This window comes from Blautia sp. St.27G3, from assembly GCF_059728505.1.
In genome coordinates this window covers 1,336,701-1,350,478 of the sequence record NZ_BAAGFO010000001.1, presented here as the reverse complement: position 1 = coordinate 1,350,478, position 13,778 = coordinate 1,336,701, and the positions used below count along the sequence as shown (strand labels likewise).

The window sequence follows — 13,778 nt, the reverse complement described above, 5'->3', positions numbered from 1 at the left end:
TACGAAAATATTCTTTTTAATATCCTTTTTTGCACCGGTCAGAACAAAAACAGATAGTCCAAGGACAAATATTTAGACATTACTTTTCAGGCCGGATGAAGTAAAATAAAAACATGAGATGCGCGCACTCTGAGAAACGGAAAACAGAATAAAAAATAGAAGAAAATATGTAACATAAATAATGACAGAAAGAGACGAGGTGCATGTATGAAAAGAAAACATATTACAGCAGCAGTTTTGATAGCCAGCCTGGCGGTTTCTTCCATGATGGCAGGTACGGCATATGCCGCAACAGAGCCGACAACAACCGTAGCGCAGGGTGAGCTGCGTGGTTTTATGGATGGCGATGTTTACACATTCCTGGGAGTTCCCTATGCGTATGTTCCGGAAAGATTTGCCCTTCCGGAGGACCCGCAGCCGTGGGAAGGCGTTCGTGCAGCACAGGCATTTGGACCAATCTGTCCGATTCCGGATCAGACATCTGTTGGCGGTGATGAGCTTGTATGGCCGCATCGTTACTGGATTCAGAATGAAGATTGCCAGGTGTTGAATATCTGGTCACATAATATTGATAAAGAGGCAAAACAGCCGGTTATCGTTTATATGCATGGCGGCGGATATAAGAACGGCTCTTCCATCGAAGGCGTTGCTCACGACGGAAGAAATATTGCGGAATATGGAGATGTTGTATTTGTATCTCTGAACCATCGTCTGAATGCCCTTGGTTATCTGGATCTGTCTTCTTATGGCGGAGATTTTGAATATGCCTGCAACCTGGGAGACGAGGACCTGATTCAGGCTCTGAAATGGGTCAACGAGAACATTGAAGCCTTCGGCGGTGACCCTGATAATATCACGATTATGGGTCAGTCCGGCGGTGGAAGAAAAGTACAGGGTATGCTTCGGTATGCAGACTGTGAAGGACTGGTAGACAAGGTTGTTTCTGAGAGTACTTCCTATCTGACTCCGATGCCGAAGGATCAGGCAAAGGAAGTTGCTGACAAAACATTGGAAATCCTCGGACTGGACGAGTCCAACATCGAGGAGATCAAGACAATTTCTTACCGCGAGCTGGATGACGCAGCAGAAGCGGCCCTGAATGAACTGGGTCTTGCATGGGTTCCGGTTGAGAACGAAGGAAGACTGGCTGATGAATTCCTTGACTGGACGGCAGACGTTCCATTGATCGTTGGTTCTGTATTTACAGAGAGCAGCGGAAATATGAGCACCGGTATCGGCTGGGCAGACCACAATAAGAACGAATGGACCGATGAAGAGGTTCAGGAGAAGCTGACAGAACAGTATGGTGAGAATGCACAGGCTGTTGCAGACGCATTTTCTGCCCTTTATCCGGACAAAAAGCTTGCAGACGCATACTACCTGGCACCAAGAGGAGTTTCCTACAGAAATGGTGTGAAGGAAGTTGCAGCCAAGAAGGTTGAAACCGGAACCGCTCCGGTATATAATTACATGTTTACTTATGAGATTCCGGTTAACGGCGGTACTACTGCATTCCACTGCGTTGATATTATGTATTATCTGCATAATATTGAGATTCCGATCGTACGGATCGCTTCCGGCGGACCGGAGAATCAGGATGCATTGGATCTGCAGGATCGCATGGCAAGCGCACTGGTGAATTTCGCTTATACAGGAGACCCGAGTACGGACGAACTGAAATGGGAGCCGTATACTCCGGAACAGCCGTACGCAATGCGCTGGGATGTTGAGAGCAAATGCCAGATTCTTGATGATGCAGAACTTCTTGCAGCAGCAACCAAATAAGAGATTTTTATAGCAAAAAAAGGAAAAAACAGATATAATAGAGACGGAAGGGTAAAGCCATTTTAGGTTTTGCCCTTTGGTTGTATTATAAAATAAATTTGGGGGAAACGGCATGAAAAAGGAGATGGCAATGTTGGCAGCAGGCGTTATTTTGTTTACAGCAGGCGAAATATGGCTGCTGGCCGGAGAAACGTATGATGGAGCGTCGGTCCCGGAGCGGAAGATTACGTTTGTTGCTCCAATGGCGAACTCGGGATACTGGGGAATTACAGCCGGGGGCCTCCGAGACAGAGCAAGTGAGTATGGAATCCATGTAAAATGTATTGGCTTTGCGGAGCTGGATGTGGAAAAACAGGTCTATGCGCTTGAAAATGCAATACTTTCTGGCGTGGATGGCATTATAACCGCTCCGAATGAGGTGACGCCGGAATTTCAGAAAGTCGTCATGGAGGCAGAAGCAGCAGGGATTCCCGTTGTGTTTGTAGACAGCAATGCAAAAAGTCTGGCGTGCACCTGTTATGTGGGGGCAGACAATTTTCAGGCGGGAAAGCGTGCAGGAGAAAAACTGGCCGCAGCGTGCGGAGGGAAAGCGGAAATTGCCGTGATTACTTCTTTTAGCAGCAGTACGAATCAGCTGGATCGAACAGAGGGCTTTCAGGAGGCTCTGAAGGAGTATCCGGACATGAAAATCACAGAGGTTTTGGAAGGCGAGTCCAACAGGGTTCTTTTAAATGAAAAGGTTTCCAGACTTTTGGAGGAACACCCGGAAATTACTGCATTTTTTTGCGCAGAGGGATATGGATCAAGATGTATGTGCCTGCTCCGGGAGAAAAATGAAGAAAGCTACAAAGATTTCAAAATCGTGACCTTTGATTCCACGGATGCAACAACGAGAGCAGTAGAGCAGGAGATCGTAGAGGCGACGATTGTTCAAAATCCGCGCGAAATGGGGATTCGGGCCATGGATGTCATGTATCAGCTATTCGAAGAGGGACTGGGAGAAGTGGAAGACCAGTACGTTGATGTAATGGTAGTTGACAAAGAAAATGTACAGGATGTTTCTTATATAAGGCGGGAGGATATACCATGGCAGTTGTATTGAGGCAGATGATTAAGAAAAATGAAATAAATACACTTCGAAAAGAATTTGTCTGCTATCAGGGCATGATCCTTGGAATTGCTCTTATTATGAATATAGCGGCGCTTTTTGTTCTCCTTGGAAAAGATTACAGCTATTCGAATGTGATGCGTCAGGTGGTCAGCCTGAATTCTTATTATATGCAGCTGGAAAAGACAGAACAGGCGGTTCAGTCATACGTTGCGAATGGTGATAAAGAAGCAGAAGAAGCCATGCATGATCAACTGGCGTTGCTGTCCACACAGATGGACAGGCTGAAGACAATGGGAGTCAGTGTTGATTTTCAGCGGAATATTGCGGATATTGCAGGAATGCAGGAAAAAGGCATGGCGCTGATCTCAGAGATTGAAGAAGAAATGTCAGGAAATCAGACAGTGTTTACAAAAAAGGTATATGGTGAGATTCAGGAAAAATATGAGAAGATTTCGGACATCTATGCAAGAATAGACGGAGAATTTAAACAGCTGCATTTGCAGCTCCTGAGTTTTGCGAGCGGCAAGCTCGATAAATTTGTACGTACGGGAAATTTTTATTATTTGGTTTTTGCCGGTTTTTTGAGTATATTGATGATCTATGGAATTGTATGGGGAAAATATTTGCGTGAAAGGATTGTTACACCGGTTCAGATACTGACAAGAGCGGCAGAACAGATCCGGGATGGAAAGCTGTTCGGACAGAAGGCTGTTGTCTTAAAAGAAAAGACATGCCAGGAAATATCCGTTCTTGTATATGTGTTTAATATGATGGTTGAACAGATGAAAGAAAAATTCCGTATTATGGAGGAGGATGCCAGAACCAAAGTAGCGCTTCGGGAACAGGAATTGGAAAACCTGAGGATTACAAACCTTTTGCGTACCAGTGAGCTTCGCGCTTTGCAGCGGCAGATGAACCCGCATTTTCTGTTCAATACGATGAATATGATTGCCAAAAATGCATATATGGAAGGCGCAGAAAAGACGGTAGATCTGCTGCAGAGAACAGCGTATCTGCTTCGGTACAGTCTGGATTATATGGACAAGGCAGTGACGCTGGATCAGGAGATCGAAATACTTGGAGATTATGTGTATTTGCAGGAACAGAGGTTTGGAAAAAGAATCCGTTTCCGTTTTGAACTGGATGAGAGATTTCATCAGACGAGGGTTCCATGTCTGATTCTGCAGCCGCTTGTAGAGAACAGCATCATTCACGGTGTTGGTTCCTATGTAAAAGACGGACAAATTGTGATAAAGACGCAGTATTTGGAAGCGCAGAAGGAAGGTCTGATTCTGATTTCTGATAATGGAGAGGGAATACCGGAAAAGGAACTGGAAGCGCTGCGGAAAAAATTGTCGTCTGAGAGGGAGAAGCAGGAACGGGTCGGTTTGGCAAATGTATATCAGCGTCTGACCATTTTTTTTGAAGGGGCAGCTGAATTTGAAATAGAAAGCAGAGCAGGGGAAGGTACACAGGTGTTGATTCGCATTCCGGTAGAGAGCTGACTGGAAAAGGAGGGAACGAATGATACGGATTCTGATTGCAGATGATGAAGAAATAGAATGCAGAGGTCTGGAAATGATGCTTCAGAATAATTTTCAGGATATTGTCGTGCTGCCGAGCGTTTATAATGGCGTAGATATGGTAAAATGTGTGGAAAATGACAAACCGGATCTTTTGATTGCAGACATTAATATGCCGGGGCTGAATGGACTGGAAGCCCTTGAGCTGCTGCGGGGCAAGGCATTTGACACAAAAGTGATCATTAACACGGCATACAGCGATTACGAATTTATCCGTCAGGCACTGCTTCTTGGCGCGAATGATTTTCTGGTGAAACCGGTGGACGAAAAACGGCTGGTATCTGCTGTGGCGCGTGTTCTCGGAAATATGATCAGTGAGAAAAAGGAGTTTCTTAAAATAGAAGAAGCGCAGATTCAGATGAAAAGTATGCAGAAAGCTCTGGGAAATGAACTGCTCTCTTCGATTTTACTCGGCCAGTTGAATGTCGAAAATTTTCAGATCTGGCTTTCTAATCTGGGCAGAGTGTTTCAGGGAGGAATTTTGGTGGCGGTCAGACTGGAGCGACAGGAACTTTTGGCGCAGAATCAGGATGCGGAGAAAGGGGAAAATACGCCAGAGAACGGGGCGAAAAGGCTGGACGATCTGCTGGAGCATATCGGGTTTCATGCGCTGGAACAGTTGCAGCGTTTTTGCACACTTCAGTATAAAGTGTACAAAGGTCTCTTATATTTACTGATTTTTCCCGGAGGTCAGATCAGTGAAAAAAATTACCGCGTATGGCTGGAAAAACTGCTGGAACGGCTGCAAAAGGAAATTGCAATAAGACCGGGCGTATCGTTTGTCTGTGGGGTGAGCAGATGGAAGGAAAAGCTTGAGAAAATGACAGAAACGCCCGGAGAATGCCGTGCGGCACTGAAAGGGAATTCGGAAGGTACCATATGCTTTTTTGAAGGAGGATATTCTGATTCTGTATATATGGATGCGAAAGAGATTGCAGGTGCCCTGGCGTGTGAACATATGAGTCAGGTATATGAAAGCATAAACAGGCGAATCACATTTCTGAAGGAACAGGAGTACAGCATAGAACAAATCCGTATGCATCTGGCTCTTTTCATACAATTATGTGCCGAACTTTTGAATACGGAACACCGGTCCGGGATTTCCTGGAGACGTTTGCTGGAACGTTTCCGGGAAAAAGAGGAGGGAGAGGTGCTGAATGCAGCCGTACAGATGCTGGAGGAAATAGCAGAGGATTCTTTTCGGGGAAAGGAATATAATTCGTATGTAGAGGAGGCGGTTTTGTACCTTGAAAAAAATTACAGAAATGATATTTCACTCGGAGAAGTGGCAGAAAAACTGGGAATCAGCTCTTTTTATCTGAGCCGTCTTCTGACACAGGAGCTGGACCGCAGCTTTGTGGAGCTGCTGACGGATATCCGTATTGATCATGCGATTGAACTTTTAAAAACAGAAGACAGCATTGCAAAGGACATCGGAAAGCAGGTCGGATATTTGTCGCCGAATTATTTTCACAAGCTGTTTAAAAAGAATACAGGAATGACGGTGAGTGAAATGCGCAGGCTGCTCAAGCAGCAGGGATGATTCAGGCAAAATAAATAACCGTGCTTTGTTTTCCAACACTATTTTGTAAAAAACATTGAAATCCCGGCTGCATCCGATTTTTTGCTTGATTTTTACAGTGAGATAGAGTATTTTAAATGCAGGTGACAAGGGCGTTCCACATAATCAGTGCTGGAATGCCCTGTTTTTAGATAAGGGGCACAGCCTGGGATGCGGGATGCTGGCCACAAATATCAAAGGAAAAGAGGAGAAGCTTATGAGCGAGTATTATAACGTAGCCAACATCTTCGGCGAAGATGTATTTACGGACAAGGTAATGCAGGAACGTCTTCCGAAAAAGGTTTACAGGGCGTTGAAAAAGACCATTGAAGAGGGTACGGAGCTTGATCTGGCGACAGCAGACGTGATTGCAGCGGCCATGAAAGACTGGGCAATCGAAAAAGGCGCAACCCACTATACACACTGGTTCCAGCCGCTTACCGGCGTGACAGCGGAAAAGCACGACTCGTTTATTACAGCCCCGAATCCGGACGGAACGATTCTGATGGAGTTCTCCGGAAAAGAGCTGATCAAAGGGGAGCCGGACGCATCCTCTTTTCCGTCAGGCGGACTGCGGGCGACGTTCGAGGCGAGGGGCTATACAGCTTGGGACTGTACGTCTCCGGCATTTGTGAGACATGATGCAGCGGGAGCGATTCTCTGCATTCCAACGGCCTTTTGTTCTTATACGGGAGAAGCACTGGATCAGAAAACGCCGCTTCTGCGTTCGATGGAAGCGATCAATGTGCAGTCTTTGCGTTTGCTGAGGTTGTTCGGAAATACGACCTCCAAAAAGGTGACGCCGTCTGTTGGACCGGAACAGGAATATTTCCTGGTAGATGAAAAAAAATTCCTTCAGAGAAAGGATCTGATTTTTACAGGAAGAACGCTGTTCGGCGCCATGCCGCCGAAGGGGCAGGAGATGGATGATCACTATTTCGGAACAATCCGTCAGCGTATTGCATCCTTCATGAAGGATGTCAACGAGCAGCTGTGGAAGCTTGGAGTATCTTCGAAGACACAGCACAACGAGGTGGCTCCGGCACAGCATGAGTTGGCCCCGATCTACGCAGAGGCCAATGTTGCGGTAGATCACAACCAGATCATTATGCAGACACTCAAGAGAGTGGCGTGTCAGCACGGTATGAAATGTCTGCTCCATGAAAAACCGTTTGCGGGTGTGAACGGGTCCGGTAAACACAATAACTGGTCCATCACGACGGATGACGGCATCAACCTTTTGGAGCCGGGTAAGACACCGCATGAAAATATACAGTTTTTGCTTGTGCTGACCTGTATTTTAAAGGCAGTAGATATCCATGCAGACTTGCTTCGTGAATCAGCCGCTGATCCGGGGAACGACCACCGTCTCGGTGCAAATGAGGCGCCGCCGGCGATTATCTCCATCTTCCTTGGCGAACAGCTTGAGGATGTATTTACGCAGCTGATCAGCACCGGAACGGCAACGCATTCGATCAAAGGGGGCGTGCTGGAAACTGGTGTCAAGACGCTTCCGAATCTTGCAAAGGATGCGACAGACCGTAACAGGACTTCACCGTTTGCATTTACAGGCAATAAATTTGAATTCCGTATGGTTGGTTCCCGCGATTCCATCGCCTCTCCGAATATTGTATTGAATACGATCGTGGCGGAAGCATTTTCAGATGCATGTGACGTGCTGGAAAAGGCAGAGAATTTTGATGAAGCAGTGCATGACCTGATCAAGCAGTATGCGAGAGATCATCAGAGAATTATCTTCAACGGAAACGGCTATTCGGATGAGTGGGTAGAAGAGGCGGAAAGAAGAGGCCTTCCGAATATTAAATCCATGGTAGAAGCAATTCCGGCCCTGACAACGGAAAAGGCGGTTCAGCTGTTTGAAAAATATGGCGTATTTACAAAAGCCGAGCTACAATCGCGTGAAGAGATTAAGTATGAGACGTATGCCAAGACAATTAATATTGAAGCAAAAGCGATGATCGACATCGCGAGCAAGCAGATCATTCCGGCTGTAATTAAATATACAAAGAGCCTTGCAGATACGGTAAATGCGGTTGTGCAGGCAGGAGCGGAGGCTTCTGTTCAGATCGAGCTTCTGAATGAAACGAGCGCGCTGCTTTCTGATACGAAGGTTGCACTGGCAAAGCTGATTGATGTGACGGCACAGGCCGGACGGATATCAGAAGGACCGGAGCAGGCAGCGTATTTCCGTGATGCTGTTGTACCTGCCATGGAAGAACTTCGTGCACCGGTAGATGAACTGGAAATGATTGTCGATAAGGAAATGTGGCCGATGCCGTCGTATGGCGATCTCATTTTCGAGGTATAGATTTTTAGGAACGGTGTTTGAAATTACATAAATGTGATAGGAATGTTTTCTTCGCGAAAACACTCCAGAACAAAAGGAACAGGCTGTTTTATAAGAGTCTGTTCCTGTTTTTTTGCTCGAAATCGTGTGTTTGGGCACTTTTTTTTACTATTTTTTTCCTTTTAGTGCAGATTACACAATTATGATTGATTTTTTTTGGCAACTATATTAAAATAATACCAGTTCGTTAAAAATGAAAAAAATATATTAATTGGGGCAGTTTTATCCGGTGCAGCGAGGCACCGGACAGAAGATAGCGAAGACGGTAAAGGAGGATGTACGAGTGATTTCGAATCAGGTTTTACAGACAACATTAGACGGATTGAAAGGCATCAGCAGAGTTGATTTGTGTGTGCTCGACACAGAGGGCGTTATGCTGGCTACGACGTTCCCGGAAGCAGAGGCGTTTCGGGATTCAGTGCTGAGTTTTGTAAACTCTCCGGCAGACAGCCAGGTGGTCTCCGGCTGTCAGTTTTATAAAGTGTTTGATGAGCATCAGCTGGAATATATTCTGTTGGCCAATGGCAACAGCGACGATGTACACATGGTGGGCCGGATGGCTGCATTCCAGATTCAGAATCTCCTGGTTGCATATAAGGAGCGTTTTGACAAAGATAATTTCATCAAGAATCTGCTTCTTGATAACCTGCTTCTGGTAGATATTTACAATCGCGCGAAAAAGCTTCATATTGATACAGAAGCGCGCCGTGTTGTTTTTATCCTGGAGATTAACAACGAAAAAGAAAACAGCTCTCTGGAAAGCGTTCGCTCTCTGTTCAGTTCGCGTTCAGGAGATTTTATCACAGCCGTTGATGAGAAGAGTATTATTGTTGTAAAGGAGCTGGCGCCGCAGGATGGCTATGCGGAGATGGATAAGATAGCAGAAGTGATTCTCGGCTCTTTGGGAGAAGAGAAACGGAAGGATGCGCTCATTGCCTACGGTACCATCGTCGGTGAGATCAAAGAAGTATCGCGTTCTTATAAAGAAGCACGCATGGCGCTCAATGTCGGCAAGATTTTCTTTGCGGAGCGTCCCATTATTGCGTACAGCTCGCTCGGGATTGGCCGTCTGATCTATCAGCTTCCGATTCCGCTTTGCAAGATGTTTATCAAGGAGATTTTTGAAGGAAAATCGCCGGATGATTTTGACGAAGAGACATTGGTTACGATCAATAAGTTTTTCGAAAACAGCCTGAACGTTTCCGAGACCTCCCGTCAGCTTTATATTCACCGCAACACACTGGTTTACCGCTTGGATAAGCTTCAGAAGTCCACTGGACTTGATTTGCGGGTGTTTGAGGATGCGATTACCTTCAAGATTGCACTGATGGTTGTGAAGTATATGAAATATATGGAGCATCAGGAATATTAATGAGATGGGAGCTTTCCGGATCAAAAGAGATCAGTAGTATTGGACGGAAGCTTTTACAGATAAGACACAGGAAAGAAGAGTTTACAAAAGAACGATATAGCTCTAGGATGGGGCTATATCGTTTTTTTAACGCAATTGATTGACGTACGTGTTTTTGTAAATAATAAGTAGTTATATGGCATAAAGCAGTAGTAACCCCTGCGAAAATAGAGGTTGCAAATTGGGGTAAACTATATTAAATTATGATAAGGATAGAAAGGTATACAGAAGACAGAGCATAGAAAAAAGAAGAGGAATCATGAAGGAGGCATATAAATGGCAGATTTGCCTGAACTGGAGCAGGAAGAAAAACAGGCAGAAGAACAAACGGAAGTACAGATGAATGCAGGTAAGTCTCAGTGGAATTTCTTTCTGGGCCTTTTATTGGGAGTTTTGCTGACTCTTGTTTTTATTTTTGTATTCAGTGGCGGATGGTTTCTGGCGCGGTGGCAGATGTCCGGAAATGGAGGGAATGCTTCGGAACAGGGGACAGATGTGTCAGTTTTGACAGATCCGGACACACTGTATAAGCTGAATGAGGTACAAAGCCTGATTGAACAGAATTATCTGGAAGAGGTGGATGGCAAGAATCTGGAATCATGGCTTTTCCGAGGGATTGCTTACGGACTTGGCGATCCTTATGCGGATTACTATTCAGCAGAGGAGATGGATTCCGTGATGGCTGCTACCAAGGGCGAGTATCATGGAATTGGCGTGGTCCTTCTGGATATGGGAACAGCAGGCGGGTTTATTGTAGAAGAGGTTTATGCAGGGTCTCCGGCTGAACGGGCAGGCATACAGGTAGGTGACGTACTGCTGGGATTGGATCAGATTTCCTTTGAAGGGATGGATCTTTCTGAAGTGGTTTCTACAATCAAGCAATATCAGGATTCTTTCACATTGCATATTTTCCGGTCGGAAAATGAGAGCGAAATGGATCTTATGGTATACTGTACGGATGTGGAAATCAATTATGTGGAATATAAGCTTTTGGAAGACGGTGTCGGGTATCTGCGCTTGAGCGAATTTACGGAACGTGCGGTTGACCAGTTTTATGATGCTGTTTCAGACATGCAGGATCAGGGCATGGAACACCTGGTTGTTGACCTGCGTGATAATCCGGGCGGCCTTCTGGATGCTGTCTGTGACATTCTGGACGAGATTCTTCCGGAAGGTCTGATCGTCTATACGGAAGGACGAAGCGGAGAGCGCAGTGAGGAGCTGGCGGATAACAAACGCTCGATCACCTGCAAGGTGGCTGTTCTTGTGAATGGGAAATCAGCCAGTGCATCGGAAATTTTTGCGGGCGCGATTCAGGATTATGAAATCGGTCCGGTGATCGGCACAAAGACGTATGGAAAAGGGATTGTTCAGGCTCGGTTTATGCTGTCTGACGGTTCGTCATTTAAGATGACAACGCAGACCTACTATACACCAAAGGGGCAGAACATTCACGGAAATGGAATTACGCCGGATATAGTGATAGAATCAGAAAAAGTGTCAGAAGGAGCCTCAGATAAAACAGACGGTGGTGCAGAAACTGAAAAAAGAGGAAATCCCGCAACTGATCCGGTTTTAAAGAAAGCAATTGAAGTTCTGACACAGAAATAAATGTTTTCGAAGAAACCGTGTTTGCATACGGAAACAGAGTTTTGCAGTTTGGGAAACAGGAGAAAATGGAATGGATCATAAAATTATTTTCCGTGAATTACTGACAGATTTGAAAAATGCTGCCGATAAACAGTCAGGTGTTATTTCGAAAGCAGAAGTTCACGAAATTCTGAAAAACATGCCTCTGGAAGAAGAACATTTTTCTTTCATTTATCAGTATCTTTCGAGCCTGAGTATTCAGGTGGTGGATTCGAAAGAAGAGGTTTTGGAGCAGCCGGAGCTTGGGGGACAGAAAAGTCTCTCTCTTTATATTGAAGAACTGGCAGGTCTGACAGAGCCTCTCTCAGAAAATGAGCAGCGGCTGATGCGGGACGCCATGCAGGGAGACGAAGAGGCGCGGCAGCATTTGATTGAAAGCTATCTGCCCCTGATCTGTGAGATTGCAGGCAGCTATGAGGGGACGGATGTTTTGCCTGAGGATTTAATTCAGGAAGGGAATCTAGGGCTTCTGACAGCCATGAAGGAGATTGCGGGGATGGAAAGTCCTGCCGCATGCCGTGCGCATATCGTGAATTGCATCAACCGGGCAATGGAGCAGGCGATTGGTCAGAGCCAGGAAAAGCGGCAGTTGGATGAGGGCATTGTGAGCCGTGTCAATCATCTGAACGAGGCAGTACACAACCTGGAACGGGATTTGGAGCACAAAGTTTCAGCCGAAGAGCTTTCTGCGTATCTTGAGATGCCGCTCAGTGAGATTCGTGATCTTCTTCGAATGTCCGGAGATCAGATTGAGTTGGAAGGAAATGAAAAAAATCAGTAAATCAGTATGATTGGACCGCAGGGATGGAGGAGCAATATATGAAAAAGACAAAAATTATTTGTACCATGGGACCGAATGCAGATAACCGTGAGATTTTGAAAGAACTGGTAGCGGGAGGAATGGATATTGCGAGATTCAATTTTTCTCATGGGGATCATGAAGAGCAGAAACAGCGTTTGGATCAGCTGAAAAGCGTTCGGGAAGAAATGAAAAAGCCGATTGCGATTCTGCTTGATACAAAAGGACCGGAAATTCGGACAGGGCTTCTGAAAAACGGGAGTAAGATAAAATTAAACGAAGGCGATGAGTTTACACTGACAAGTGAAACGATAGACGGAGATGAAAAAAGAGTCAGCCAGACGTATCCGGAGCTCTCAGAGGACGTAAATACCGGCGATACGATTTTGATTGACGACGGTCTGATTGCGCTTGAGGTAAAAGAGATCAGAGGCCGCGACATTGTCTGTATCGTGAAAAATGGCGGCGAGCTGGGACAGAGAAAGGGCATAAATGTTCCGAATGTTCAGGTAAAGCTTCCGGCCATCACGCAAAAGGACCGGGAAGATATCATTTTCGGTATTTCTCAGGGAATCGACTTTATTGCAGCGTCGTTCGTGCGGGATGCGGACGCGGTAAAGGAAATCAAGGCTATTTTAAAGGAACATAACGCGGAGCACGTCGATGTCATAGCAAAAATTGAAAATGGCGAGGGTATCAAAAATATTGACCGAATTATTCAGGCCGCGGATGGAATTATGGTGGCGCGCGGGGATCTCGGCGTGGAGATTCCTGCTTATGAGGTACCCCATGTGCAGAAGATTATTGTAGAGAAATGCAACAGAAAGTATAAGCCGGTTATTATTGCAACGCAGATGCTGGATTCTATGATTCGCAATCCGCGTCCCACAAGAGCAGAGGTGACGGACGTGGCAAGTGCGATTCGCGAGGGAGCAGATGTCATTATGCTTTCTGGCGAGACGGCAGCCGGAAAGTATCCGGTGGAAGCGCTGAAAATGATGGCCCAGATTGCAGAGACTACGGAGCAGTATCTGGAATATGAGTCCATGCCGGAATACCGTTCCCTGCGTGGGGATGCAAATGTTTCCAGCGCTGTGGGCGTGGCGGCTGTACGTACGGCAACGAATGTACAGGCAAAATGCATTGTAACGCCGACGATGTCAGGACAGACAGCCCGCACAATGTCAAACTTCCGTTCCAGAATTCCGATCTATGCAGTGACTCCAAACGACTGGGCACAGCGCAAGATGCAGATATACTGGGGTGTGACGCCGCTGAAAGGTTATACCGAGGATTCGACGGAGCATATTATTTCTCATGCGATGTATGTAGTGATGCGTGAAGGATATGTAGAAGAAGGAGATATGGTTGTGCTTACCGCCGGTGATCCTGCGACAAACATTGTGAAAGGCAAGGGCGCAATGACGAATACGATGCATGTGATTCAGGCGAAATAATAAGAAATTATTAATGAAATTTTGACAGGAAATTAAACAGCTTCTGCTAAACT

Annotated in this window: 9 protein-coding genes; all 9 read left to right on the top strand. The window is 45.8% G+C overall.

Annotated elements, in window-relative coordinates:
• Window positions 1–207 precede the first annotated feature (207 nt).
• The 9 genes from AC6I2O_RS06275 (at window position 208) to pyk (ending at window position 13,725) form a co-directional block, all read left to right on the top strand.
• Window positions 208–1,785: a carboxylesterase/lipase family protein gene (locus AC6I2O_RS06275; protein ID WP_497742131.1), complete on the top strand. Its 1,578-nt coding sequence runs from the start codon at window positions 208–210 to the stop codon at window positions 1,783–1,785.
• A 112-nt stretch (window positions 1,786–1,897) separates the two neighbouring features.
• Entirely contained in the window at window positions 1,898–2,887 is a 990-nt protein-coding gene (locus tag AC6I2O_RS06270; protein ID WP_120391027.1) for a sugar ABC transporter substrate-binding protein, read from the top strand.
• Window positions 2,872–4,401: a sensor histidine kinase gene (locus AC6I2O_RS06265; RefSeq protein WP_120391026.1), complete on the top strand. Its 1,530-nt coding sequence runs from the start codon at window positions 2,872–2,874 to the stop codon at window positions 4,399–4,401. The genes AC6I2O_RS06270 and AC6I2O_RS06265 overlap by 16 nt, the downstream gene beginning before the upstream one ends.
• Before the next feature lie 19 nt (window positions 4,402–4,420).
• Complete coding sequence (locus AC6I2O_RS06260) at window positions 4,421–6,022, top strand: response regulator (RefSeq protein WP_497742130.1); 1,602 nt, start codon at window positions 4,421–4,423, stop codon at window positions 6,020–6,022.
• Between the two features lie 235 nt (window positions 6,023–6,257).
• A complete protein-coding gene (locus tag AC6I2O_RS06255; protein WP_497742129.1) occupies window positions 6,258–8,369 on the top strand; it encodes a glutamine synthetase III family protein in 2,112 nt (703 codons plus the stop codon).
• A gap of 322 nt (window positions 8,370–8,691) precedes the next feature.
• Complete coding sequence (locus tag AC6I2O_RS06250; protein WP_120391024.1) at window positions 8,692–9,780, top strand: PucR family transcriptional regulator; 1,089 nt, start codon at window positions 8,692–8,694, stop codon at window positions 9,778–9,780.
• 315 nt (window positions 9,781–10,095) lie between these two features.
• Window positions 10,096–11,430 carry a S41 family peptidase gene (locus tag AC6I2O_RS06245; protein ID WP_497742128.1) on the top strand — a complete coding sequence of 445 codons (1,335 nt, stop codon included), beginning with the start codon at window positions 10,096–10,098 and terminating at the stop codon, window positions 11,428–11,430.
• A 70-nt stretch (window positions 11,431–11,500) separates the two neighbouring features.
• Window positions 11,501–12,250 (top strand): sigma-70 family RNA polymerase sigma factor, encoded by a 750-nt coding sequence (locus AC6I2O_RS06240; RefSeq protein WP_497742127.1) that lies wholly within the window; start codon window positions 11,501–11,503, stop codon window positions 12,248–12,250.
• Between the two features lie 38 nt (window positions 12,251–12,288).
• A complete protein-coding gene (pyk, locus tag AC6I2O_RS06235; protein ID WP_120391021.1) occupies window positions 12,289–13,725 on the top strand; it encodes a pyruvate kinase in 1,437 nt (478 codons plus the stop codon).
• Window positions 13,726–13,778 lie beyond the last annotated feature (53 nt).

Excerpts from the sequence above, each read along its gene's own strand:
- AC6I2O_RS06260 (WP_497742130.1), top strand. The coding sequence starts at position 4,421 with ATGATACGGATTCTGATTGCAGATGATGAAGAAATAGAATGCAGAGGT.
- AC6I2O_RS06255 (WP_497742129.1), top strand. The coding sequence starts at position 6,258 with ATGAGCGAGTATTATAACGTAGCCAACATCTTCGGCGAAGATGTATTT.
- AC6I2O_RS06275 (WP_497742131.1), top strand. The coding sequence starts at position 208 with ATGAAAAGAAAACATATTACAGCAGCAGTTTTGATAGCCAGCCTGGCG.
- pyk (WP_120391021.1), top strand. The coding sequence starts at position 12,289 with ATGAAAAAGACAAAAATTATTTGTACCATGGGACCGAATGCAGATAAC.
- AC6I2O_RS06240 (WP_497742127.1), top strand. The coding sequence starts at position 11,501 with ATGGATCATAAAATTATTTTCCGTGAATTACTGACAGATTTGAAAAAT.
- AC6I2O_RS06270 (WP_120391027.1), top strand. The coding sequence starts at position 1,898 with ATGAAAAAGGAGATGGCAATGTTGGCAGCAGGCGTTATTTTGTTTACA.
- AC6I2O_RS06265 (WP_120391026.1), top strand. The coding sequence starts at position 2,872 with ATGGCAGTTGTATTGAGGCAGATGATTAAGAAAAATGAAATAAATACA.
- AC6I2O_RS06245 (WP_497742128.1), top strand. The coding sequence starts at position 10,096 with ATGGCAGATTTGCCTGAACTGGAGCAGGAAGAAAAACAGGCAGAAGAA.